The organism is Synechococcus sp. A15-60 (assembly GCF_014280095.1).
Lineage (GTDB): Bacteria > Cyanobacteriota > Cyanobacteriia > PCC-6307 > Cyanobiaceae > Synechococcus_C.
In genome coordinates, this window is sequence record NZ_CP047933.1 from 67746 (window position 1) to 91152 (window position 23407).

19 protein-coding genes and 1 pseudogene are annotated in these 23407 nt (G+C 61.0%); 12 read left to right on the top strand and 8 right to left on the bottom strand.

Annotated elements, in window-relative coordinates; all coding sequences use genetic code 11:
- The first annotated feature begins 12 nt into the window (after positions 1-12).
- On the top strand, positions 13-2103 hold the full coding sequence (locus SynA1560_RS00340; protein WP_186500847.1) for a ribonuclease J: 2091 nt from the start codon (positions 13-15) through the stop codon (positions 2101-2103).
- On the opposite strand, the gene SynA1560_RS00345 is transcribed toward SynA1560_RS00340, so the two are convergent.
- Together SynA1560_RS00345 and tilS are read right to left on the bottom strand one after the other, a co-directional pair.
- Positions 2089-2970 (bottom strand): tol-pal system YbgF family protein, encoded by an 882-nt coding sequence (locus tag SynA1560_RS00345; RefSeq protein ID WP_186500848.1) that lies wholly within the window; start codon positions 2968-2970, stop codon positions 2089-2091. The genes SynA1560_RS00340 and SynA1560_RS00345 overlap by 15 nt on opposite strands.
- Before the next feature lie 6 nt (positions 2971-2976).
- Positions 2977-3990, bottom strand: a complete 1014-nt coding sequence (gene tilS / locus SynA1560_RS00350) for a tRNA lysidine(34) synthetase TilS (protein WP_186500849.1) — start codon at positions 3988-3990, stop codon at positions 2977-2979.
- 73 nt (positions 3991-4063) lie between these two features.
- Between tilS and SynA1560_RS00355 the strand changes: the two genes are divergently transcribed.
- A complete protein-coding gene (locus SynA1560_RS00355) occupies positions 4064-4837 on the top strand; it encodes a DUF561 domain-containing protein (protein WP_186500850.1) in 774 nt (257 codons plus the stop codon).
- Between the two features lie 58 nt (positions 4838-4895).
- Positions 4896-5426 (top strand): hypothetical protein, encoded by a 531-nt coding sequence (locus tag SynA1560_RS00360; RefSeq protein ID WP_186500851.1) that lies wholly within the window; start codon positions 4896-4898, stop codon positions 5424-5426.
- A gap of 1 nt (position 5427) precedes the next feature.
- Here SynA1560_RS00360 and SynA1560_RS00365 read toward each other — a convergent pair whose 3' ends face one another.
- Together SynA1560_RS00365 and SynA1560_RS00370 are read right to left on the bottom strand one after the other, a co-directional pair.
- Positions 5428-5883, bottom strand: a complete 456-nt coding sequence (locus SynA1560_RS00365) for a GNAT family N-acetyltransferase (RefSeq protein WP_186500852.1) — start codon at positions 5881-5883, stop codon at positions 5428-5430.
- Between the two features lie 67 nt (positions 5884-5950).
- Entirely contained in the window at positions 5951-8053 is a 2103-nt protein-coding gene (locus SynA1560_RS00370; RefSeq protein ID WP_186500853.1) for a S8/S53 family peptidase, read from the bottom strand.
- A 108-nt stretch (positions 8054-8161) separates the two neighbouring features.
- Between SynA1560_RS00370 and uvrB the strand changes: the two genes are divergently transcribed.
- Positions 8162-10198, top strand: a complete 2037-nt coding sequence (gene uvrB / locus SynA1560_RS00375) for an excinuclease ABC subunit UvrB (RefSeq protein ID WP_186500854.1) — start codon at positions 8162-8164, stop codon at positions 10196-10198.
- Positions 10199-10201: 3 nt separating this feature from the next.
- Here uvrB and SynA1560_RS00380 read toward each other — a convergent pair whose 3' ends face one another.
- Both SynA1560_RS00380 and holA read right to left on the bottom strand, forming a co-directional pair.
- On the bottom strand, positions 10202-12004 hold the full coding sequence (locus tag SynA1560_RS00380; protein ID WP_186500855.1) for an aspartate kinase: 1803 nt from the start codon (positions 12002-12004) through the stop codon (positions 10202-10204).
- 81 nt (positions 12005-12085) lie between these two features.
- Positions 12086-13066, bottom strand: coding sequence for a DNA polymerase III subunit delta (gene holA, locus SynA1560_RS00385; protein ID WP_186500856.1), 981 nt, complete (start codon positions 13064-13066; stop codon positions 12086-12088).
- Positions 13067-13116: 50 nt separating this feature from the next.
- Here holA and SynA1560_RS00390 point away from each other — a divergent pair, with 50 nt between their 5' ends.
- Together SynA1560_RS00390 and SynA1560_RS00395 are read left to right on the top strand one after the other, a co-directional pair.
- Positions 13117-13767 (top strand): precorrin-8X methylmutase, encoded by a 651-nt coding sequence (locus SynA1560_RS00390; RefSeq protein WP_186500857.1) that lies wholly within the window; start codon positions 13117-13119, stop codon positions 13765-13767.
- A 289-nt stretch (positions 13768-14056) separates the two neighbouring features.
- Positions 14057-14926, top strand: a complete 870-nt coding sequence (locus SynA1560_RS00395; protein ID WP_222930216.1) for a hypothetical protein — start codon at positions 14057-14059, stop codon at positions 14924-14926.
- A 58-nt stretch (positions 14927-14984) separates the two neighbouring features.
- On the opposite strand, the gene mutS is transcribed toward SynA1560_RS00395, so the two are convergent.
- Positions 14985-17717 (bottom strand): DNA mismatch repair protein MutS, encoded by a 2733-nt coding sequence (gene mutS, locus SynA1560_RS00400; protein WP_186500859.1) that lies wholly within the window; start codon positions 17715-17717, stop codon positions 14985-14987.
- Positions 17718-17851: 134 nt separating this feature from the next.
- Here mutS and psbZ point away from each other — a divergent pair, with 134 nt between their 5' ends.
- Together psbZ and ribH are read left to right on the top strand one after the other, a co-directional pair.
- Positions 17852-18040, top strand: a complete 189-nt coding sequence (psbZ, locus tag SynA1560_RS00405; RefSeq protein WP_115071274.1) for a photosystem II reaction center protein PsbZ — start codon at positions 17852-17854, stop codon at positions 18038-18040.
- Positions 18041-18116: 76 nt separating this feature from the next.
- Positions 18117-18605, top strand: coding sequence for a 6,7-dimethyl-8-ribityllumazine synthase (gene ribH, locus SynA1560_RS00410; protein WP_186500860.1), 489 nt, complete (start codon positions 18117-18119; stop codon positions 18603-18605).
- Positions 18606-18642: 37 nt separating this feature from the next.
- Here the strand turns inward: ribH and SynA1560_RS00415 are convergent, their stop codons facing one another.
- Positions 18643-19536 (bottom strand): glycosyltransferase, encoded by an 894-nt coding sequence (locus SynA1560_RS00415; protein ID WP_186500861.1) that lies wholly within the window; start codon positions 19534-19536, stop codon positions 18643-18645.
- Positions 19537-19670: 134 nt separating this feature from the next.
- Here SynA1560_RS00415 and SynA1560_RS00420 point away from each other — a divergent pair.
- From SynA1560_RS00420 to pseF, 4 genes and pseudogenes are all read left to right on the top strand, one after another.
- Positions 19671-20474: pseudogene (locus SynA1560_RS00420) on the top strand (helicase-related protein); the annotation flags it as partial.
- A gap of 15 nt (positions 20475-20489) precedes the next feature.
- A complete protein-coding gene (pseB, locus tag SynA1560_RS00425; protein ID WP_186500862.1) occupies positions 20490-21509 on the top strand; it encodes a UDP-N-acetylglucosamine 4,6-dehydratase (inverting) in 1020 nt (339 codons plus the stop codon).
- Positions 21506-22705, top strand: a complete 1200-nt coding sequence (gene pseC / locus SynA1560_RS00430; protein WP_186500863.1) for a UDP-4-amino-4,6-dideoxy-N-acetyl-beta-L-altrosamine transaminase — start codon at positions 21506-21508, stop codon at positions 22703-22705. The genes pseB and pseC overlap by 4 nt, the downstream gene beginning before the upstream one ends.
- Entirely contained in the window at positions 22702-23406 is a 705-nt protein-coding gene (gene pseF / locus SynA1560_RS00435; RefSeq protein WP_186500864.1) for a pseudaminic acid cytidylyltransferase, read from the top strand. Before pseC ends, pseF begins: the two co-directional genes overlap by 4 nt.
- The last annotated feature ends 1 nt before the right edge of the window (position 23407 follow it).

Sequence of the window (23407 nt, forward strand, 5' to 3'; positions counted from 1 at the left end):
CCAAGCAACCCCATGACTGTGAGCAACGCCAAAACCCAGCAACCCACTCTGCGGGTGATCCCCCTGGGTGGTCTGCACGAGATCGGCAAGAACACTTGCGTGTTCGAGTACGGCGACGACCTGATGCTGGTGGATGCCGGTCTGGCTTTCCCGAGCGACGGCATGCACGGCGTGAACGTGGTGCTGCCCGACACCAGCTTCCTGCGCGAGAACCAGAAGCGCATCCGCGGCATGATCGTGACCCATGGTCATGAAGACCACATCGGTGGCATTGCCCACCACCTCAAGCACTTCAACATTCCGGTGATCTACGGGCCGCGGCTGGCCCTCTCGATGCTCACCGGAAAGATGGATGAGGCCGGTGTCACCGATCGCACCACCCTCCAGACCGTTGGTCCCCGCGACGTGGTCAAGGTGGGTCAGCACTTCTCGGTGGAGTTCATCCGCAACACCCACTCGATGGCCGACAGCTTCTCGCTGGCCATCAGCACCCCAGTGGGCACGGTGATCTTCACGGGTGACTTCAAGTTCGATCACACCCCGGTGGATGGCGAGCACTTCGACCTGGCCCGCCTGGCCCATCACGGCGACAAAGGGGTGCTCTGCCTATTCAGTGACTCGACCAACGCGGAGGTCCCCGGCTTCTGCCCCCCTGAGCGGTCGGTGTTCCCCAACCTTGATCGTCACATTGCGGAAGCCGAAGGACGGGTGATCGTCACCACCTTCGCCAGCTCGATCCACCGGGTGTCGATGATTCTGGAGCTGGCGCTGAAGAATGGCCGCAAGGTGGGCCTGCTGGGCCGCTCCATGCTCAACGTGATCGCCAAAGCGCGGGAGCTGGGCTACATGCGTGCGCCCGATGAGTTGTTCGTGCCGATCAAGCAGATCAACCACGTGCCCGATCGCGAGACCTTGCTGCTGATGACCGGCAGTCAGGGTGAGCCGTTGGCGGCCCTGAGTCGCATCTCGCGCGGGGAACACCCGCAGGTGAAGGTGAAGAGCTCCGACACGATCATCTTCTCCGCCAGCCCGATCCCTGGAAACACCATCTCCGTGGTGAACACCATTGACCGGTTGATGATGCTGGGGGCCAAGGTGGTCTATGGAAAGGGCGAAGGCATTCACGTGTCAGGCCATGGCTTCCAGGAAGACCAGAAGCTGATGCTGGCACTCACCCGTCCAAAGTTCTTCGTGCCGGTGCACGGTGAGCACCGAATGCTGGTGCGTCACGCCCGCACCGGTCATTCCATGGGTGTGCCGGAAGACAACACCTTGATCATCGATAACGGTGATGTGGTGGAGCTCACTGAGGATTCGATCCGCAAGTCCGACCCCGTGAAGGCCGGTATCGAGCTGTTGGATCAGTCCCGCAACGGCATCGTTGACGCTCGCGTGCTCAAGGAACGTCAGCAGCTGGCGGAAGACGGCATCGTCACGATCCTGGCGGCCATCAGCACCGATGGCGCCATGGTGGCCCCCCCGCGCGTGAATCTTCGCGGGGTGGTCACCACCGCCGATGCCCGCAAGATGTCGCTCTGGACCGAGCGGGAAATCAAGTGGGTGCTGGAGAACCGCTGGAAGCAGCTCACCCGCAACACCGGTGGCAAGGCACCTGATGTGGACTGGATGGGCGTGCAGCGTGAGGTGGAAGTGGGCCTTGGCCGACGCATGCGCCGCGAATTGCAGGTGGAGCCCCTGATCCTTTGTCTGGTGCAACCGGCCCCTGCTGGGACCCCGGTTTACAAGGGTCGTGCCGATTCTGAACCCGACGATCGTCCGGCACCGCGCGGCCGTGGCGGTCGCCAGGGTGGTGGTCGTCACGGTGGCGGCGGCAATGGCGCTGGTCGCAACCGGGATGCCGGTCGCACTCGCGAGGCGGCCCCTGCACGGGTGATCACCACAACGCCTGGAGCGGGTGCGGCCTTAGCCGCAGCAGCCGCTGCGGCTAAGGCCGCTCCTGCACCGGCTGCTGCTGCGTCCTCCGCACCGGCCAAGGAACCTGCGCCTGCTGCTGCTGCCGCCACCACTGCTGCTTCGGCTGCCTCCGTCGATCAAGACATGCCAGCCGGTCGCACCCGTCGCCGTCGTTCAGCTGCGGCCTGAGCGTCTCTTTAGCCACGACCAGCGACTGCTGGTTTGACCGCTGTCTGAGCTGGGCTCAGATGGCGGTTTTTGTTGGGTTGGAAGGGTCACCTGAAGCCGTCCCTGCTCCAGCCGTTGCCGGATGGATGGGCTGACGACAAGTGCTGGCCCTTGCTCTGTCGGTTGCTCAGGCTCTGGGACGGGCTCTGGTCCTTGGATCACGTCCGCCTCGATCATGTCGTCCGGTTCAGGACGGGCTTGAACCTCAATCACGGGGGTTGGCTCGGCGTCAGCCTCGGCTACTGCATTCGCCACCTCTTCTTCTTCGACCACGTCCTCGTTGATGGCAACAGGAGCCGTGGTGAGTGGGGATTGGACTTGAGATGTGTCGGTGTCGGGGGCAGTGGGTGCATCCAGCCAGGGTGTTGCGGAGGCTTGTCTTGTTGTCTGTTGCGGGTCAAGACCACCCGTGAATCCAAAGGTGGTGGGCTGAGTCAGGAAGGGGTCCTGGATCAGCGTGGATGTCGGTGGTGATGCTGGTGTCGGTGGCGGAGCAACCGCCTTAGCGGGGTTTTCCTGTCGCCCATGGATCCGTTCCAACCCCTGCTCAGCCAGATCTTTCAGGGTGTCCTGGGGATGGCTGGCAAGCACTAGTTCAAAAAAACCACGGGCCTGGTCCGGCTCATTCAGGCCATAGAGGTGAATGTTGCCGGCTAGCAAGGCCACGAAGGCGCGCCAGGCCAGAAGCGCATCCCGGTCGGCGTCGGTCTCGGCCATGCCATTCAGTTGGCCGAGCAGATCAACTGTGATGGATTGGGCTGTGCGGAAGTCACCAGCGCCATAGGCCTGTTCAGCAGTGAGGTAGTGCGCCTGGAAATCGCTGTCCACGCCGGTTCAGTCCTGTTCATCCAGTTGTACCCAGTTCCTGCACCAATGAATCCGCCGGCCGCCGGCCAGATGGCGTTCGCCTGGGGGTTGGCCCGTGGCAATGGCAGCACTGAGTTCTTCCAGCTGCCGCGCTGACAGGGACCCCACACCTTGGCTCTGCAGCCAGTGCAGCAACAGTGTCCGCCGCACGGCTGCGGGTTGCTGCTGCAACGCCAGACGTTGCAGTTGCCCTGCCGTGGATTGGAGCTGTTGGACACTCAGCTCCACCAAGGCGAGCTGAGTGTCCCGCACCTGGGACATCCGCTCACTCAAGGCCGCCATGCGTTGGCTGCAGCCGGGGTGCAGGGCTTCCAGCACCGGCAGCACCTCCTGGCGGATGCGGTTGCGGTCAAAGTGAGGGTCGCTATTGCTGGGATCCAGCCACACCGGCAGTTGCAGGTCGTGGCAGATGCTTGCGGTCTCATCGCGGCTGAAGTCGAGCAGCGGACGACTCAATTGGATGCCATTGCCGGCATCGGCGTTGAGGGGGCGCTGGCGCCTGAGGCTGCCCAGGCCGGCCAGATCCGTGCCGCGGCTGAGCTGCATCAGCAGCGTTTCGGCCCGGTCGCTGGCGGTGTGACCGGTTACCACCGTGATGCGGGCCTCGCCATTGGTCTGCCGTTGCTGGCAAAGCCGCGTGAGTTCGGCGTAACGCCAGTCTCGGGCTTTGGATTCACTGCTGGTGATGCTGACATCGGCGCGGCTGAGGCTCAGCTCCAGCTGTTGGTCCTGGCACCACTTCTGCAGCTCGCGGGCGATCTGAGCCGAGCCCGGATGCCAGCCATGGTCGCCGTGCCAAAGCTGCAGCGTCCACTGGTGTCGGCGGCGGAGATCCCGCAGCAGTCCCAGCAGCGCCATCGAGTCCTGGCCGCCGGAGACCGCCAGAACGAGGGTGCTGCTCTTGGGCAGCCACTGCGGATCCTGCAGCAGCTGTCGGTGCAGCCGGTTGTGCCAGTTCAGCCACGGCGTGCCGGCTGTCATTGCGCTGCATCAACACCGCTTTGATCCTGCCCGCTCATGCGGTGGGAGGATGGATTGATCTGATCTCAGCTGGATGTCCCGCCTTTCTCTGCTGCCCGCCGCCCTTCGCCGCAGCCTGGAACAGCGTTCCGCGCTCAAGGTGATCGCCGGACTGATGAACTTTGAGGCTGACTCGGTCGCTTGCGTGGCGCGTGCCGCAGGCATGGGTGGTGCCGACCTGATCGATGTGGCCTGTGATCCCGCGCTGGTCAAGCTGGCCATCGAGGCCTCCGGGGGTGTGCCGGTGTGCGTGTCGTCGGTGGAGCCCGAGCAGTTCCCCGCTGCTGTTGCTGCCGGTGCCGTGATGGTGGAAATCGGCAACTTTGATGCCTTCTATCCCCAAGGCCGCATCTTCGGGGCTGAGGAAGTGCTGGAGCTCACGCGTCAAACCCGGGCGCTTCTTCCTGAGGTGGTGCTGAGCGTCACCGTGCCCCACGTGCTGCTCATGGATCAGCAGCAGCAGCTGGCGGTGGATCTGGTGGCGGCCGGTGCCGACCTGATCCAGACCGAGGGCGGCACCAGCGCCAAGCCCTTCAGCCCCGGCAGCCTTGGCCTGATTGAGAAAGCGGCTCCCACCCTGGCCGCTGCCCACAGCATCAGTGCTGCGCTGCAACAGGCCGGTGAAAGCACACCGGTGCTCTGCGCCTCTGGTTTGTCTGCGGTGACCCTGCCGATGGCGATTGCTGCCGGTGCGGCTGGTGTGGGCGTCGGTTCTGCTGTGAATCGCCTCAACGATGAGCTGGCGATGGTGGCTGTGGTGCGCGGACTGCGCGAGGTCCTCGGTTCGGTAGTGGTCAGCCAGGTCTGATTTCGGCGCCAGGCCATGAATCAAGGGCTTGAATCGATTCATCGCTGTTCGTTGGTTCATGCGCCGCTGGCTCCCCATGCTGTTTCCACTGGCGGTGTTGCTGATTGGCAGTTGGCGTCTGGCGAGTAACTCGTCAACGCCAACACCAGTGCCTGTGATGACGCGGCCTGATCTCAGCGTCAGTCCCCCAGGGACCTACGCCACGTGTACGCAGGATCCCGCATTGGATAAGTCTTTGCTCAGCGAAGGGCGACGTCTTGGCGTGGCCGTGAAGGCTGGTGAGCCGGAACTGCCGGGCAAGGATGCCACTTATCGCGCTGAGCCTGGACGGTTGGGCACCATCACCTTGAAGCAGCGGCCGATGAGCGATGAGGTGCGCTGCTTGCTGATCAGCCATGAATTCATCCATGTGCTCCAGCATTTGCATGGCGATCTCAAGGGGGTGTCACCGTTGGGATGGCCGGTGTCGCCGCAGGGCATTGAGCGTTTCGGCGCTGTCCAGGAAGCCGAGGCGTATCGCTACCAGAACAATGCGGGCTATGTGCTGATGCTGCTGCGTAACACCCCGACTCCAACAACAGCTGATTGAGTCAGCGGCGCAGCACCATCAGTTGTTGAGGGTCGGCGTCACGGAAGCCCAGTTGGCGGTAGAAACCAGCGCTGTTGGTGGTCATCAGATAGACCCGCTCCACACCCACCACGGCGGGGGCATGCAGCAGCTCCTCCAACACGCGCCGGCCGAGGCCATGGCCTTGAAGATCGCCGGCCACGACGATGTCCCAAAGAACGGCGCGACTGAAACCATCCGAGGTGGCGCGCCCGAAGCCCACCAGTCGTTTTCCGCGCCATAAGCTCACCACAGCATCACTGCCCGAGAGCAGGCGCCGTAGCTGTCCAAAGCTGCGTCCCCGGGCCCAGAAGGCGTGGCGATCAAATAAACGCTGCAACTTGAGCAGCGCCCGTGTGGGGCAGAGATTCGGACCGATGCCAAACCAGCGCAGACCTGGTGCGCCAGGCGCATGGTGAACCAGCTGGATCGGAGTCACGGGTTGCACCGCCAGAGGGTTTCATCTTGCCCGCTGGCGGCGGCTCTGCCGAGTGTCTTTCTGGCGGTTAGGCCAGGAAGGTGTCGTTGCCCCAGAACAGGGCCAGCTCGGGATTGGCATCCAGCGCATGGGCCCGCCGGATGGCGCTTTCGGCGTTCACCAGGCCATGGCCGAAGGTGGTGTCAAAGCCACCAGTGCCCAGATCCATGGCACTGCTGATCAGGATTTCGCGCAGTTCACCACCATCGATGTTGGTGTTCTCGCTCCAGACCAATGCCGCGACACCGGCCAGGTTGGGATTGGCGGCTGAGGTCCCATTCATCCATCGAAGTGTGCCGTCAACGTTCAAGGCCCAGCTATCGGTGGGGGCAACGAGGGTGAGGTTGCTGCCGCGATTGGAATAATCCGCCAGTTTGACGTCGGTGGCATTGATCAGTCCGTCAATCGGTTCTCGCGTTCCGCTTTCCAGCGCTCCAACGCTGGTGATGTGGTCGTAGCTGGTCGCAGCTTCTGCCACGCCTGAGACGGTCGTCAGGTAATCGTCTTCGACAAAGGTGGTGCTGCCGCCATTGCCGGCTGCGATCGCAAAGAAGCCCCAGGGCCTGCTGGCGGCGAATTCCGCTTCCAACTCCTCCCGCGTGTTGAGGTCATTCGAGGTCCAGGGCCAGTCGCCTTGGACGCCGCCTTGGAAAACGACGCGTTGCTGCCCTTCGCGTCGATCACGGGTTTGCTCGAGGGCTGCTTCGAAGCCGATGCCGTTCTGTGAGGCGGTTTTGGCGTTGAAGCTCCAGAGCGTGCTGTTGGGTGCGATCCCCGCTACACCGTTGCCGTCGTGGCGGGCTGCCATCAGGCTCATCGACCAATGGCCATGCTCGGAGCTGTAGCTGTTGACATCGGTCAAGTACTCGACATGACCGATGTCGGCGTTGATGGCCGCTGAACCGCTGCCGTCATCACGAAAGCCACTGTCCAGGGACACCAGCACCACATCCTTGGAGCCTGTGTTGAAACGCCAGGCCCCTGGCACATCCATCACGTGGGTCTGCCACTGGCGCCAGCTGGTGGAATCCAGGTTCGGGCTGAGATCGATTGTTGTATCGCGGAAGCGCAGCCGTTCGATGCCCTGCAGATACAGCTCATCGCCATTGCTCAGCGTGAGGCTGTCAAACACGGTTCCGCCATAGAAGGCCTGACGACCAAGATCGGCTGCACTGGCCTGATCAATGCCTGCGCGGCCGTTGAACGACACCACATCGCCACTGTTGATGTTCTCGAGATGGAGGAAATCGGTGCCGCCACGGCCTCGATAAATCCGTCCGGATCCGATGGCTGGACCCACGTTTCGATAGATCAAATCGTTGCCTGTCTCATCGCCAACGTGTTCTGAACCCCACTGCAGCGGTCTGATCAAGGTGATCGGTTCTTCGAAGGATTCAAAAACTTGCTTGTTGGATCCTGAGCCCAACGATGTTTCGACCTGGATCGCGTATTGATCACGCAGGCTCCAGCTGGAAAGCGCCTCCAGCTTGTCTTTGAGGTTCACCAGAACCGTTCCATTGAGCGGGTCGACAACGTCTGTTTCCAGGTTGACCACCTCCCCCGTTTCCATGTCGGTTGCGGTGATGGCGATGTCCACCTGGCTCAGCTGTTGGGAGCTGCGTCGGCCAAAGCGGTCGACGCTGATGCGGTTGAGATGGCGATAGGCATTGGTATCGAGGCTGATGGTCAGGGCGCCATCTTCAAAAACCTCCGCCAAGCTGCCGTCGCCTGCAGCATCAATGATGCGTCGTTGCTTAATCTCTGGAAGGGGAGGTTCAAACTCGATTCCGGGTTTGAGCCAGGCTGGATTGAATAGTTTGGGATCGATGCCACTGGCTTCGGTGATCAGTTGATCCAGTGGTTGGTCGATTTTGAAAACACGGTCATCGACGGCTTTGTCGGTGAGTGTCTCGGGTGTTTTGGAAAAGGGTTGCTGTTCAAAATCGCTGGCGGTGCTGATGCCCTTGCTTGGATCTTCGAGCTGTGCGTTGTGGTGCCTGGAGGGCGGTTGGCTGTACAGCGTTCTGAAATGGTCTTGGAAGTGGATGCGTGACATTGCGGAGCGTGCGAAGAGGGTTTGGCTCGTCTCACCGTCTCCAAGCCCTGGTGATCGTTGGGTGATCTGAGTCACGCCGTGTGGTGATGTTTCTCGTCACCCTTGCCCCCGCTGCTGATGGACCGGCATTCACTGGATCAAGCGCCTTAACCTGGCCCGACCGGCCGCAAGCACTGCTCTGACATGCCCGCTTACGACCTCTCCGCGCCCTACAGCCCCAAAGGGGATCAGCCGACGGCGATCAAGCAACTGGTGGAGGGTGTCAACGGCGGTGAGCGCTATCAGACGCTGCTGGGTGCCACGGGCACGGGCAAGACGTTCACGATGGCCAACGTGATTGCCCAGACCGGTCGTCCGGCCCTGGTGCTCGCCCACAACAAGACGCTGGCCGCGCAGCTTTGCAATGAGCTGAGGGAATTCTTCCCTCACAACGCCGTTGAATATTTCATCTCTTACTACGACTACTACCAGCCGGAGGCCTACGTTCCGGTCAGCGACACCTACATCGCCAAGACAGCATCGATCAATGAAGAGATCGATATGTTGCGCCACTCAGCGACACGTTCATTGTTTGAACGCCGCGATGTGATCGTCGTGGCCTCGATCAGCTGCATCTACGGCCTGGGCATTCCCAGCGAATACCTCAAGGCAGCGGTTGAGTTCCGCGTCGGTGAATCGCTCGACTTGCGCGGATCCCTGCGGGAGTTGGTGAACAACCAGTACAGCCGCAACGATCTCGACATCACCCGCGGTCGTTTCCGTGTCAAGGGGGATGTGCTGGAGATCGGCCCTGCCTATGAAGACCGTCTGGTGCGGGTGGAGTTGTTCGGCGATGAGGTGGAGGCGATCCGCTATGTCGACCCCACCACCGGAGAAATTCTCCAGAGCCTCGACAACATCAACATCTACCCGGCGAAGCACTTCGTCACCCCGAAGGATCGCCTGGATGCGGCGGTGAAGGACATCCGTGTGGAGCTCAGGGATCAGCTGGAGTTTTTGAACACCGAAGGCAAGCTCTTGGAGGCCCAGCGGCTGGAGCAGCGCACCACCTACGACCTGGAGATGTTGCAGCAGGTGGGCTACTGCAATGGCGTGGAGAACTACGCCAGGCATCTGGCGGGCCGTGAGCCCGGCTCAGCGCCCGAATGCTTGATCGACTACTTCCCCGATGACTGGCTGTTGATCGTGGACGAGAGCCACGTCACCTGTTCGCAGTTGCAGGCGATGTACAACGGCGACCAGGCGCGCAAGAAGGTGCTGATTGACCACGGGTTCCGCCTCCCCAGTGCTGCGGACAACCGTCCGCTCAAGGGCGAGGAGTTCTGGACCAAGGCGCGTCAGACCGTGTTTGTCAGTGCCACACCCGGCAACTGGGAGATGGAGGTGAGCGATGGTCAGGTGGCGGAGCAAGTGATCCGGCCCACAGGTGTGCTCGACCCGATTGTGGAAGTGAGGCCCACCACCGGACAGGTGGATGACCTGCTTGGGGAGATTCGTGATCGGGCCAAAAAGCAACAGCGGGTGCTGGTGACCACGCTGACCAAGCGGATGGCGGAAGACCTCACGGATTACTTGGCGGAGAACGAAGTGCGGGTGCGTTATCTGCATTCGGAAATCCATTCGATCGAGCGCATCGAGATCATTCAGGACCTGCGCCTCGGTGAATACGACGTGCTGGTGGGTGTGAACCTGCTGCGGGAAGGCCTGGATCTGCCCGAGGTGAGCCTGGTGGCGATCCTCGATGCCGACAAGGAGGGTTTCCTGCGGGCCGAGCGCTCACTGATCCAGACCATCGGCCGTGCTGCGCGTCATGTAGAGGGTGTGGCGCTGCTCTACGCCGACAACATGACCGACTCGATGGCTAAGGCGATCGAGGAGACCGAACGGCGTCGCAAGATCCAGCAGACCTACAACGAGAAGCACGGCATCGTGCCCACCGCGGCCGGTAAGAAAGCCAGCAATTCGATCCTGTCGTTCCTGGAGCTTTCGCGAAAACTCAAGACCGACGGCCCAGATGCCGACCTGGTGGAGGTGGCTGGCAAGGCGGTGAAGGCGCTGGAAGACGATGCCGATGGCATGGCTCTGGACGCGTTGCCTGAACTGATCGATCAGCTCGAATCCAAGATGAAAGATGCGGCCAAAAAGCTCGACTTCGAGGAAGCGGCCAACCTGCGGGACCGCATCAAGAAGCTGCGCCAGAAGTTGGTGGGGAACGTCTGAGGCTCAGACCGCCAAGGGTGATTCGCTTCCTTGAGCCTCGTGGCGAGTATCGCCCCCGAGTTGGAAACCAGCGTGAACAGCCTGCAAGGCGGCGATTCCGTCTGCTTCAGCCACCACACAGCTGGTGCGGATTTCACTGGTGGCGATCATTTCGATGTTGACGCCTGCATCTGCCAAAAAGCGGAACATCCGTCCCGCCGTCCCAGCGGTCGCGGGCATGCCCGCACCCACTGCACTCACCCGTGCGATGGCCGGGCCATCTTCCAGCAGGGCTCCGGGCCATTGCGCCAGCAGGGCACTGAGGGCGCGATCGGCCGCGGCACGGTCTTCACGCTTGAGCGTGAAGCTGATGTCTCGGCTGCCGTCCTCGTGCTGGCGTTCTGACTGCACGATGGCGTCGAGGCTGATGCCGGCATCAGCCAGGGCATTGCAAAGGGCTCCCGCCGTCCCAGGGATGTCGGGTACGCGTCGCACACTCACCTGGGCCTGGTCGCGGTCCAGAGCCACGCCGCGCACCTCTGGCTCGCCGTCGCCGCTAGCGGGGGGGTTGAGGTTGATCTGACCCGCTTCCAGCTCGAAGGCTTCCTGGGTGGCTTGAAGGGCTTTGCTGCCCACATCAGCCCCCACCACACAGCTCACCTTCACTTCGCTGGTCGCGATGAGGCGCAGGTTGATGCCGGCGCGCGAGAGGGTCTGGAACAAACTGGCAGCGATGCCGGGGCGCCCCATGATGCCGGCTCCGCTGATGCTCAGCTTGCTCATGCCCGGTTGCGCCACCAGCTCGCCGCCGAGGCTCTGGATCAAGGTTTGGCAGATGCTGCGCGCTTTTTCCAGATCGGCTTCCGCCACTGTGAAGGTGATGTCGTTGCTGTTGCCCTCGTGGGTGGACTGGATGATCAGATCCACGTTCACGTCCCCTGCGGAGAGGCTTTCGAACAGCTGGGCCGCCACACCGGGTTGATCAGACACATGGGAGAGGGCCAGCACGGCCTGATGCTCTACCAGTTCGGCACCATCAATGGATCGGCCCAGCTCAAGGCCGTCGCGACCGATCGGACGTGCGCTGCGGCTGGTGAGCGTGGTGCCCGGTTCATCGCTCCAGCTGGAGCGCACCACCATGGTGACCCCGTAGTTGCGGGCGATCTCCACCGCTCGGGGGTGCAGCACGGCCGCACCGAGGCTGGCTAGTTCCAGCATTTCGTCGCAGCTCACCTGTGACATCAGCTGCGCGTCATCCACCTTGCGAGGGTCGGTGGTGAGCACGCCGGGCACATCGGTGTAGATCTCGCAGGCGTCAGCGCCAAGGGCGGCGGCCAAGGCCACGGCGGAAGTGTCGGAGCCACCGCGGCCGAGGGTGGTGATTTCCGCGGTGCCGCCACTGCTCTGACTGGTGCCTTGGAAGCCAGCGACCACCACGACGCGGCCTTCCGCCAGTCGGCTGCGCAGCCGGTCGGTGCGCACATCGAGGATGCGCGCTTTGCCGTGGGCGGATTCGGTGACGATGCCCACCTGAGGGCCGGTCATGGAGATGGCCGGTACGCCCACCTCATGCAGGGCCATCGACAGCAAGGCGATCGACACTTGCTCGCCAGTGGCCAGCAGCATGTCCATTTCCCGTTGGGGCGGATTGCTGCTGATGGCGTTGGCCTTGGCCGTGAGTTCATCGGTGGTGTGACCCATGGCCGACACCACGATCACCAGCTCATGCCCTTCGTCCTTGCGGGCGGCAATACGCTGCGCCACGGCCTGGATGCGCTCCACGCTGCCGACGGAGGTGCCGCCGAACTTCTGCACCAGCAGGGCCATCCACGCCGCCTCAGGTCGCTGGCGATTGTCTCACTGAGCGTTCTGATTCAGCCAGGAAGCTTGTTCATCCCAGCAGCATCTTTATCCGAGCAGCCCGTCGCGGAAGGCATCACCCGGCTGTGCCCCACGCTTCACGGCTGCTTCGACATCCAGAAGCCGGCCCAGCAGGTTGAGGCAGCGCTGGGGTGAGCGGCCCTGCAGTTGCTTGCGCATCACGTAGATGCGCTTCGGGTTGCCTATGCCTGCTGCTTTGGCAATCACCGCCACATCCCGTTCTCCCTGCTGTTCGAGCAGCAGCACCCACAGCCATCCCCGGATCTGACCGGTGAGGGTGGCGACCACCCGCAGGGCCGGTTCGCCCGCATCGATCAGGGCATCGAGCAGGGCGATGGCTTGGCCGGGGTCGCCGGCCAGCAGGGCGTCACCCACCTGCAGGGCGTTGGTGCTCAGGCCACTGATCAGGGTCTCCACGGCTTTGGCGCTGATCCTGACCTCGCCACTGCTCTCGGCATGGAGGGCCAGCTTCTGCAGCTCCATGGTTAGCCGTGCACTGTCGCTGCCGATGGCATCGATCAGCGCATCAACGGCGGCGGGTTCGAGCTTGAGCTTGAGATCATCGGCGGTGCGTTCCACCAGTTGGCGCTGACCGGCGCCATCCCAGACGGCCGGCAACTTGAAGCTGCGTTCGCTGGCGGCGCCCGCCTTCACCCGCTTCATCAGCGCCTTAGTGGTGCGCAGGCGGCCGTCGGGCTTGGCGGGATTGCAGAGCAGCAGATGGGTGCTGTCTGGGATGCCGTCGAGAGCGCCTTCGAAGCGCTCCGCCAGTTCGCTGGGGCAGGCGTTGCAAAACGGCGAGCGCTGCAACAGCACCACCCGGGCGCCGCCACCGAAGGGCGGGGTGCTGGCCTCTTCCAGCGCCTGGCGGGCCTGACCAGACTCACTGCCGTCGAGGCGGCTCACATTGACGCTGGCCCAGCAGGGATCGACGTCCTTGTCGATCACGGCTTGGATGGCGCGCTCCAGAGCAGCGGAATCGTTGCCCCACAGCAACTGGATCGGCATCGCGGCAGGTCGTCGGAGAATGCCGAAGTCTGCCCTGATTGGCAGTCGCCGTGACAGGAGCACCTTTGGCTGATCACCCGATCTTCACCGAGAGCATTCGCCGCATCCGTGTTCTGCTCGGTGAGACGGGTCTGGATCCCCTCCAGCAGCAGGTGCTGGAGCGCTTGGTGCACAGCAGTGGGGACCCTGGCTTGGCATCGTTGCTGCGTTTTAGCCCCGGTGCCTGTGAGTGCGGGCTGGAGGCCCTGCGTCAGGGGGCCTTGGTGCTCACGGACACGGCGATGGCCGCGGCGGCGGTGTCGCCCATGGCCCGTCGCACGCTCGGCACCTCCGTGCGCTGTCTGCTGGATTGGGCACCGCCGCAGTCACCGGAGGGGTCCACGCGCTCGGCCGCGGCGATGCAGCGCTGCTGGCCTGAGCTCACCACTGCAGCCCAGACGGCCGGTCAGCCGATGCCGTTGCTGTTAGTGGGCAGTGCGCCAACGGCGTTGGAGCAGTTGTTGGATCAAGTGGATGAAGGGGCCCCCAGACCTTCGTTGGTGATCGGCATGCCGGTGGGTTTCGTGGGGGTGCCGGAGTGCAAGCGGCGGTTGGCGGCCACGTCCTTGGATCAGATCCGTCTGGAGGGCACCCGCGGCGGCGCTGGCTTGGTGGCCGCGGCGGCGAATGCGCTGCTCAGGGCTGCTCAGGTTGAAGATTGACTGGGAATTCAATTGGTTTGGCCGCTTGTAATATGTGTGCATAAGGATGCAGATAGCTCTTGCTGAAATCTTTGTCGGTCGTTGTTTCTTGTCTCGGATGCCTCTTTATCGCGGAAGAGTCCTTCTCTTCGTGATTGTTGAATACATTGTCTGTGACAAGGCTGCTGGCTGAGTTGTTTTTTGCAATGAATTTTCGTGATATGTTTCTAGGGACTGGTTGTTTGGTCTGTAATTGATTGTGGGCCCTCGAAATATGCCTCGCTTGTATTCCGAATGGCCTGAGCTTCCTTTGTGGCTTCAGGAGTTATTGCCAGAAGGCTTGGTTGTCAACCGCTGGATGAAAGGCGAAGAGATTAGTGATGATAATATTAGTGATTGTTCCATTCTTGTTTGCGGGGGTGGGGAGGAGAGTTTCGCTGCTCATTGTGAGCGTCGTGGATTTAGGTATGGGGTGATTTCATTGCATGATGAAACGCTGAAAAATTATATGGGTTATTCGGTTAGTCAGAATTGTCAATTTGTAGTGAGAGATTACTTGAATCCGCTTCTTGTTCAGATGTTATCAGGGGCTGGATTGAGTGGCAAGCTTCTGCACTTGTATCCGGGATTGTCAAACAGGATTTTTGCTGTATCTGCGGATAATGAGCCTGTGGATAATCCTGAGTACACTTGGTGTTTTGCAGGGCAGCCAAAATCAGATCGGCTTGAAATGTTGAAATGTTTTGATGGTTTGAAACGGGGCCAGGTAGTCTTGACCGATCAGGGCTTCAGTGAAGACCATAAAAAGGTCACTGCGTTAAATTCCAAAGAATATTTCTCTCTTCTGAGAAATTCTTTGTTTACCCCCTGTCCGCTTGGATGGGTCAATATCGAAACTTATCGATTTTATGAGGCGTTACAAGCTGGCTCGATTCCTGTGGTCTTGAAGAATGCCAGCCCCGATTTGTCTGATGTTAGTTATTGGGAGGCGAAATTCGAATGTCACCAAAAGCCCCCATTTGTTCAGGCAAGTACATGGGATGAAGCTCGAGAGCGTTGTCAGTATCTGATTGATTCTGGTAAGGCTCCTCAGGTAAGGCAGGAATGCATTATTTTTTGGCAGCTTTTAAAAGAGCACTGGAAAAGGAAGCTTACTAGCTACTTCTTTGATTCTTGGTAGATTTGACGATTTTTTTGTTCGTTTTTAAACAGGTTGGGGTGGGAATGATTTTTTCTTTTTACGCGGCTAACTGATCCAGCACCTGGCGGGCCCGTTGAACCACCGGTTGAGGCACGCCTGCCAAACGGGCGGCTTCAATGCCGTAGCTGCGGCTGGCACCGCCGGCCTGCACCTGATGCAAGAACACCAGGTCGTGGCCGGTTTCCTCCACCATCACCTGGAAGTTGGCCACGTTGGTGCGCTCGCTCGCCAGGTTGTTGAGCTCGTGATAGTGGGTTGCGAACACGGTGCGCGCCTGAAGGTCACCGGCCAGGTGCTCGCTGACGGCCCAGGCGATTGAGAGGCCATCAAAAGTGGCGGTGCCCCGGCCGATCTCATCGAGCAGCACCAGCGATCGCTCGCTGGCGTGGTGAAGGATGTTGGCGGTTTCGGCCATCTCCACCATGAAGGTGGACTGGCCGGCCGCCAGGTCATCCACGGCGCCGACACGGGTGAAGATACGATCAGCTAGTCCGATCTGAGCAGAGCTGGCCGGCACCCAGCTGCCGATCTGGGCCAGCAGCTGAATCACACCGATCTGGCGCAGGTAACAGCTTTTGCCGCTGGCATTGGGGCCGGTGAGGACGATCAGGTCAGTGCCGCTTCCCAGCTGCAGGTCGTTAGGGGTGAAGCTGGTTTCCACCAGCAGCTGCTCCACCACGGGGTGCCGGCCGTCCTCAATCAGCAGGGTGCGCGTGTCGTTCAACTCCGGTGCGCACCAGCCGCGGGTGGCGGCGGTGTCGGCTAAGGCCGCCAGGGCATCAAGGCTGGCGATGGCGCGGGCGGCTTCCCGGATCGGGGCTGCCATCAGGCCCACCTGTTCGCGCAGCTGGCAGAAAAGTTCGTATTCCCGCTGGCAGGCGCGCGCGCGCAGCTGGAAGATGCGGCCTTCGCGTTTTTTCAGTTCCGGGGTGATGAAGCGTTCTTCATTTGCCAAGGTCTGACGCCGGATCCAGTGATCCGGCACGGAGGAAGCCTTGGCTTTGCTTACGGCCAGGAAGTAGCCGAAGGTGCGGTGATACTGCAAGCGCAGGTTGCTGTTGCCGCTGCGCTCCCGTTCCAGGCGCTCCTGCTCGGCCAGCCAGGCGTTCTGGTCATCGAGCTGATTGCGCAGGCCATCCAGCAGGGGGTCCACCCCATCGTGGATCAGGCCGCCTTCACTGAGGGAGAGCGGTGGGGCGTCCACCAGGGCGTGGCGGATCTGGTTGGCCAGATCGCTGAGGTCGGGATTGGCGATCAGCAGCGCGTCCAGTCCCTGGGGCCAGTGCTCCAGGCTGTTGTCGAGCCGTGCTGAGAGCTGTGGCAACCGTTCCAGACCATCGGCGATGGCCACCAGGTCGCGGGCACCGGCATGCCCCGCGCCAGCCCGGCCCGCAAGCCGTTCCAGATCGCCCATGGGCCGCAGCAGTCGGCGCAGCGCTTGGCGCAAAGGCCGTTGCTGCACCAGCAGGCTGACCACCGCCTGGCGCAACAGGATTTCCTGCAGATCCATCAGGGGAGCTTCCAGCCAGCGACGCAGGCAGCGGCCGCCCATGGCGGTCAGGGTCTGATCAATGGCCCAGAGCAGCGAGCCCTGCAGTTGACCGTCCCGTTGGGTGGCGGTGAGCTCCAGGTTGCGGCGGGTCTGGGCATCTAGCACCAGGGCATCGCCGCTGTGCACGATCTGGGGCACTTCGAGAGGGACGCGCGTCTCCTCGTCGAGGGGCTGGGTGTCGTTGACGTAGTGGAGCAGTCCCCCGAAGGCACGCAGGGCCAGGGGCAGCTCTTGCAGGCCCAGGCCATCGAGACCCGCCAGGCGGTAATGGATTTTGAGGGCCTGTTCGGCCTCGGGGGCAGTGAAGGGGGTGCGTGCCATCGGGCTGAGCCGCAGCCGTTCGGGGCACCAAGCGGGTTTGCCTGTGCTGGCCTCGTCGCTGCTCTCGTCAGAGGCAGCCCACAGCAGTTCCGAGGCCTCCAGCTGGGCCAGTTGCTGATGCAGCGCGTCGCTGCCGTTGCGCTCCATCACCAGCACGTCGCCGGTGCTCACGTCAGCGCTGGCCAGTCCCCAACGCAGGGGGTGCCGAGCTGTGGCCGGCTCCACCACGACGGCTGCCAGCCAGTTGTTGCGTCGGGCCGCCAGCATTCCCTCTTCCAGGACCGTGCCTGGGGTGAGCACCCGGGTGATGCCGCGTTTGAGCAGGGCGCCCTTGGCGGGAGTGGTCTCCAGCTGATCGCAGAGCGCTACGGAGTAGCCGCGGCGGATCAGCTCGGTGCAGTAGCGCTCGGCGGCGTGGTGAGGGATGCCGGCCATGGGAACCCGGCCGATCGCCTTGCCCCCTTCCTTGCCGGTGAGTGTGAGCTCCAGCACCCGCGAAAGCTCGATGGCGTCTTCGAAGAAGCACTCAAAGAAGTCGCCGAGGCGGTAAAGCAGCACGCGGTCGGGATGCTCAGCCTTGAGCTCCACGTAGTGCCGCAACATCGGCGTCAGCAGGGTTTGATCCACCTCGCTGTGGTGGCACCAGGCCGGAGCATCGCTGTCGTCGTCGTTCTCGCTCTCGTTGCTGGCTTTCTCCGGCTGGTCGCTGGCGCTGATCTGCCGTTGCCTCGGGCGAGCCGCTGCATCGGCGCTGAGGCTGGCATCGCTGAGGTCCTCCAGCTCGGCTGTGATGCGGGCCGTCGCGGCGTTGGTGGTTGGCTTCTGCGTCGGATCGGGGCCGCCGAACAGATTGCCCTGCAGGGCCAGCTCCTCAGGTTGGGCAGCGGAGCGGGGCATCGGGCGATGGAGAGTGGCTGGATCGTACCGATGCCGTTCACCACAAGCTGTGAAGCTTGATGCGAGCCATGGCGCGGGACGCTTCCCCAGCGTGGGACAATCGTCGGGCACGACCAGGCGTCGACTGAACTCCCATGCAGATCCTTAACACCCTCACCGTTCTGGCCCTGGTGGTGATGTCTTTCGCTCTGATCGTTGCTGTGCCGGTGCTGTACGCCTCCAATGAGGACAGCGGCCGCTCGAATCGACTGATTCTTCTGGGCGGCATTGCCTGGGTGGCGCTGGTGCTGGTGAACTGGGGCGTCAGCTTCTTCGTGGTCTGAATCCACATCGTGCTTCGCTTGATTTCCTTGTTCTCTCCGATGGGGTGGGAGCATGGATTGAGAAAAAAGCTGCCCAATGGCCACTTTTGAAGGACGTTTTACCGATTTGCAGGGCTTGCGCATTGCCGTGGTCATTGCCCGCTTCAACGATCTGGTCACCGGCAAGCTGCTGAGTGGCTGCCTTGATTGTCTGGGTCGGCATGGTGTCGACACCAGTGCCGAGAGCACTCAGCTGGATGTGGCTTGGGTGCCGGGTTCCTTCGAGCTTCCCCTGGTGGCCCAGAAGCTGGCCGCCAGCGGTCGTTATCAAGTGGTGATCACCCTGGGTGCGGTGATCCGTGGTGACACCCCGCACTTCGATGTGGTGGTGGCGGAAGCCAGCAAAGGGATCGCCGCGGTGTCGCGTGACACCGGCGTGCCGGTGATCTTTGGTGTGCTCACCACCGACACGATGCAGCAGGCGCTGGAGCGGGCCGGCATTAAGAGCAATCTGGGTTGGAGCTATGGACTGCAGGCTCTTGAGATGGGGAGCTTGATGAGGGCGTTGCCCAAGGTGTCTGCCTGAAAACGGTTTTTCGCCTGATAGGGGTCACTAGGCTTGCTCATCTAGGGGCCAGGGATTGTTTCAGCAAGGCTTTGAGATCCCAGTACGGCGGAGGGTCTACAACGCTGGTTTGGAGTCTGGTGGGCTTGGAGAACAGTTGCTTCACCAATGCTTCCAAGTCCTCGATGGATTGTGCCCAAAACAGATCGGGTCGGTTGCTCAGTGGGCTGTGGTCTCCCAGCAGGCTGCGATCACCAAAAATCACCTGGGGAACTCCGGCGGCCATCACTTCAAACAGGCGGTGGTTGAGGTCCTGGTTCAAGGGCACATTCAGCACCAAGGCGTGCTGGGCGTAGAGCTGGGCTGCTTCTTCCGCGCTGCGGGTGGTGGCGTGGCGGAACGGAACCTGTTGTCGCTTGAGTAAGGCTTCCACGAGCTCACGGCGGCGGGGGTGATGGGGCCCGAGGCTGCCCACGTGCAGGAGCTCTAATCGCGGTGTTGGGCTGGGTGTGGCGTGCGGGTAGCGAAAGAAGGTGGGGGCCAGGCAGCGCACGGGCATTGGTAGTCGGTGTTGCACCTCCTGCAGCAGCGCCGGATTGAAGGTGAGCAGCACCGCGTCGTGTGGTTCAGCGTCGCAGTACTGCTGCAGGGTTCCGATTGGATCGGGTCCGTGATGGAGATCGCCGCAGGCGAGCAGGCGTGGTCCGGGCCATTGGCGGATGCCCCGCATCGGAGCAGCACGGAGCAGAAATGGATCGGTGTACTGAAGCAGCACCCCCTTAGCGGCCCAACCCCGGCGCTGTAGGGCATTTTTCAGCCCAACCACTGACAGCTCCATCAGCTGCAAACTCGCAGGTCCATCAGTGATCTGGGGCCCCACCTGGATCAACCCCGGTTGTTGCCAGAGCGGTTGGAACGCCCCGTGATGGACCAGCAAGGTGGGGGTTCGCATGGCATTGCTCGATCTAGCGATAATTGCGTTCCGTCGTTTGGCCTTGCAACCCATGCCCGCCTACGACCTCACGGCGCCCTATAGCCCCAAGGGCGACCAGCCCACGGCAATCAAGTAGCTGGTGAAGGGCGTGAATGGCGGGCAGCGTTACCAGACCCTGCTTGGGGCAACTGGAACGGGCAAGACCTTCACGATGGCCAACGTCATCGCCCAGACCGGCCGGCCAGCACTGGTGCTGGCCCGCAACAAGACGTTGGCCGCGCAGCTTTGCAACGAACTGCGGGAGTTCTTCCCCGAAAACGCCGTTGAGCACTTCATTTCCTATTACGACTACTACCAACGAGCGCATCGAGATCATTCAGGACCTGCGCCTCGGTGAATACGACGTGCTTGTGGGGGTGAACCTGCTGCGGGAAGGCCTGGATTTGCCGGAGGTGAGCCTGGTGGCGATCCTCGATGCCGACAAGGAGGGTTTCCTGCGGGCCGAGCGCTCACTGATCCAGACGATTGGCCGGGCTGCCCGACATGTGGAAGGTGTGGCGCTGCTCTACGCCGACAACATGACCGATTCGATGGCCAAGGTCATTTCTGAAACGGAGAGGCGCCGGGCGATCCAGCAGGCTTGCAACGAGAAGCACGGCGTGATGCCGACGGCAGCGGGCAAGAAGGCCAGCAACTCGATCCTTAGTTTTCTTGAGCTGAGCCGTAAGCTGAAGCAGGTCGGGCCTGATGCGGATCTGGTTGAGCTTGTGGGTAAGGAGGCACAGGCTCTGGAGAACGATCAGAATGCATGTCTAGCCCTTGAGGCCTGGCCGGATTTGATTGATCAGTTGGAGGGCAAAATGAAGGAGGCGGCGAAGAACCTTGACTCCGAGGAGGCGGCGAACCTGCGCGATCGCATGAAGCTACTTCGCCAGCAAATGGCCGGAACCATTTGATTTCACTTTCAACTCATGCACTTCAACTCTGCTTCTCGACTCCTGATCACTGGCGGCACGGGCAGTTTCGGCAAGGCATTCATTGCCAGCGTGTTGCAGCGTTTCCCAGATATCAGTCGCATTGTGGTTTACAGCCGGGATGAGCTGAAGCAGTGGGAGCTCCAGCAGCAATTTCCAGAATCGCAATATCCGCAACTACGTTTTTTTCTTGGAGATGTTCGCGATCAGGATCGCCTGCGCAGGGCGCTGGAGCAAGTTGACACTGTGGTGCATGCTGCGGCCCTTAAGCAGGTGCCGGCGGCTGAATACAATCCGATAGAGTTTGTTAAGACAAATGTTCTCGGTGCTGAAAATATTATCCAGGCATGCCTGGATACAGACGTGCAGCGTGTGGTGGCCCTAAGCACCGATAAGGCTGCCGCTCCGATTAATTTGTATGGTGCCACAAAGCTCTGCTCAGACAAACTTTTTGTTGCTGCCAATAACATCAAAGGTTCTCGTGATCTCCGATTTTCGGTGGTGCGTTATGGCAATGTGATGGGCTCGCGTGGTTCGGTGATTCCCTTCTTTCTTGATAAGGCAAATACAGGCATTCTGCCCATTACGGATCCGGAAATGACGAGGTTCAATATCTCTTTGAGAGAGGGTGTCGATATGGTGCTTTGGGCGTTGCAGAACGCTTTAGGTGGCGAATTGTTCGTGCCTAAAATTCCCAGCTACCGAATCACCGATATAGCTGAGGCGATCGGTCCCAGTTGTGAGAAGCCAATTACAGGTATCAGACCCGGCGAGAAAATTCACGAAGAAATGATTACGGCTTCTGATAGCTTCACGACGATTGATCTAGGTGCTTATTACGCCATCCTGCCCAGCGATGGCCGGGTGCAGCAGCGTTATCAGGATGCCGGAATTAGCAGCATCGCAGTGCCTCCAGGTTTTGCATACAACTCCGGTTCCAATCCTGATTTCCTCAGCGTGGAGCAGCTGCGGGCTTTGATCAGTGAGCACGTGGATCCTGCCTTCCAGCCTGTATGAGCAGCGATCCGCAGGCCTTTATTCCCTACGGCCGACAAACAATCTCAGAAGCAGACATCTCCGCGGTTAAATCTGTGCTGCGCAGTCCTTTCCTTACCAGTGGTCCTGCTGTTCCAGCCTTTGAGCAAGCTGTAGCTGCCAAGGTGGGCGCCCACCATGGCGTGGCCGTGAACAGCGCCACCAGCGCTTTGCATATTGCCTGCCTGGCTCTTGGATTGGGACCGGGCGATCGTCTCTGGACTTCACCCATCACCTTCGTGGCATCCGCCAACTGCGGCCGCTACTGCGGCGCGGAAGTCGATTTTGTCGATATCGATCCCGCCACTGGGTTGATGAGTGTGCAGGTACTGGAGCAGAAGCTGCAGCAGGCCCAGCAAGAGGGAACTCTGCCGAAGGTGGTGGTGCCGGTGCATCTCACGGGCAGCAGCTGCGATATGGCGGCGATTGGATCTCTGGCTGAGCGCTATGGATTTGAAGTTCTGGAGGATGCCAGCCATGCGATCGGCGGCCTCTATCAAGGTGCGCCGGTGGGCAACTGTCGCCATAGCGCTATCACGGTATTCAGTTTTCATCCGGTAAAGATCATCACCACCGGTGAGGGCGGGCTAGCCACAACCAATGATCCGGTTTTGTCCCAGCGCATGAGGGAGCTACGCAGTCACGGCATCGTGCGCGATGCCGAGCGCTTTGAGCAACCTGCTGCTGGCTCTTGGGTCTATGAGCAGCAGCAGCTGGGTTTCAACTACCGGATCACCGACATACAAGCGGCGCTGGGCTTAAGCCAGCTGCAACGGCTCGACGAGATCGTGGCCGAGCGCAACCGACAGTTGCAGCAGTACATGGAACTGCTGGCTGAACTGCCTGTTCAACTGCTTGAGGTTCCAAAGGATGTGCTCAGTTCAGTGCATCTGGCCGTGATCCGTCTGCAGCACGCCACAGGCAAGCAACATCGCCAGGTGTTTGAGGGGTTAAGAGCTGCAGGAGTAGGTGTGCAGTTGCACTACAGCGCAGTGCATCTCCAGCCTTACTACCGAAAGCTGGGGTTTGCGGAAGGGCAATTCCCAGAGGCTGAGGCTTATGCAAGTAGTGCAATCAGTCTCCCTTTGTTTCCTGGTCTCAGCGGTTTGGATCAACAGCGAGTGGCGGCTGAGTTAGCGAAGCAAATACGTGCTTTTGCCCCGGAGTTTGCGGTATGAAACTCTGCGTGATTCCGGCACGCGGTGGCAGTAAACGCATTCCACGTAAAAATATTCGTGGGTTTTCTGGCAAGCCGATGATCGCCTGGTCGATCGAAGCTGCCCAAGCAAGCGGTTGCTTCGATCAGATCATCGTCTCCACTGATGATTCAGAGATTTCTGATGTGGCAGAGCAGTGCGGTGCGAAAGTTCCCTTTAGGCGTCCAGCAAAGCTTGCTACTGATTTTGCAGGTACCACGCCGGTTATCGCTCATGCCGTCAAGTGGCATCAAGATCGTGGTCATGAGCTTGCAGCGGTCTGCTGCTTGTACGCCACTGCACCTTTCGTTGTCCCTAATGACATTAAAAGAGGACTGGACTTGCTTGCGGAATTAACTCCTGATCGCTTTGTGTTTACGGCCACTGACTATGCCTCACCAATTCAGCGAGCATTGAAGATCGACCTGGCTTCGGGAGTAGCTCGTATGTGGCAGCCAGAGCAATTCACCAAGCGGAGTCAGGATCTTGAGCCAGCCTTTCATGATGCTGGACAGTTTTATTGGGGGCGACCGCAGGCATGGCTGAACTCTCAAAACCTGTTCGAAGGCAGTAGACCTTTGCTTTTGCCCCGGTGGCGCGTTCAAGATATTGATACGGAAGACGACTGGAGCCGAGCCGAGTTGATGCGACGGGCTCTGGCGGAAGAGGGGGTTTGGTCCTGAA

Excerpts from the sequence above, each read along its gene's own strand:
- ribH (WP_186500860.1), top strand. The coding sequence starts at position 18,117 with ATGGCCACTTTTGAAGGACGTTTTACCGATTTGCAGGGCTTGCGCATT.
- SynA1560_RS00380 (WP_186500855.1), bottom strand. The coding sequence starts at position 12,004 with ATGGCCCTGCTGGTGCAGAAGTTCGGCGGCACCTCCGTCGGCAGCGTG.
- uvrB (WP_186500854.1), top strand. The coding sequence starts at position 8,162 with ATGCCCGCTTACGACCTCTCCGCGCCCTACAGCCCCAAAGGGGATCAG.
- SynA1560_RS00355 (WP_186500850.1), top strand. The coding sequence starts at position 4,064 with ATGTCCCGCCTTTCTCTGCTGCCCGCCGCCCTTCGCCGCAGCCTGGAA.
- holA (WP_186500856.1), bottom strand. The coding sequence starts at position 13,066 with ATGCCGATCCAGTTGCTGTGGGGCAACGATTCCGCTGCTCTGGAGCGC.
- pseC (WP_186500863.1), top strand. The coding sequence starts at position 21,506 with ATGAGCAGCGATCCGCAGGCCTTTATTCCCTACGGCCGACAAACAATC.
- SynA1560_RS00415 (WP_186500861.1), bottom strand. The coding sequence starts at position 19,536 with ATGCGAACCCCCACCTTGCTGGTCCATCACGGGGCGTTCCAACCGCTC.
- tilS (WP_186500849.1), bottom strand. The coding sequence starts at position 3,990 with ATGACAGCCGGCACGCCGTGGCTGAACTGGCACAACCGGCTGCACCGA.
- mutS (WP_186500859.1), bottom strand. The coding sequence starts at position 17,717 with ATGCCCCGCTCCGCTGCCCAACCTGAGGAGCTGGCCCTGCAGGGCAAT.
- SynA1560_RS00340 (WP_186500847.1), top strand. The coding sequence starts at position 13 with ATGACTGTGAGCAACGCCAAAACCCAGCAACCCACTCTGCGGGTGATC.
- SynA1560_RS00360 (WP_186500851.1), top strand. The coding sequence starts at position 4,896 with ATGCGCCGCTGGCTCCCCATGCTGTTTCCACTGGCGGTGTTGCTGATT.
- pseB (WP_186500862.1), top strand. The coding sequence starts at position 20,490 with ATGCACTTCAACTCTGCTTCTCGACTCCTGATCACTGGCGGCACGGGC.
- psbZ (WP_115071274.1), top strand. The coding sequence starts at position 17,852 with ATGCAGATCCTTAACACCCTCACCGTTCTGGCCCTGGTGGTGATGTCT.
- pseF (WP_186500864.1), top strand. The coding sequence starts at position 22,702 with ATGAAACTCTGCGTGATTCCGGCACGCGGTGGCAGTAAACGCATTCCA.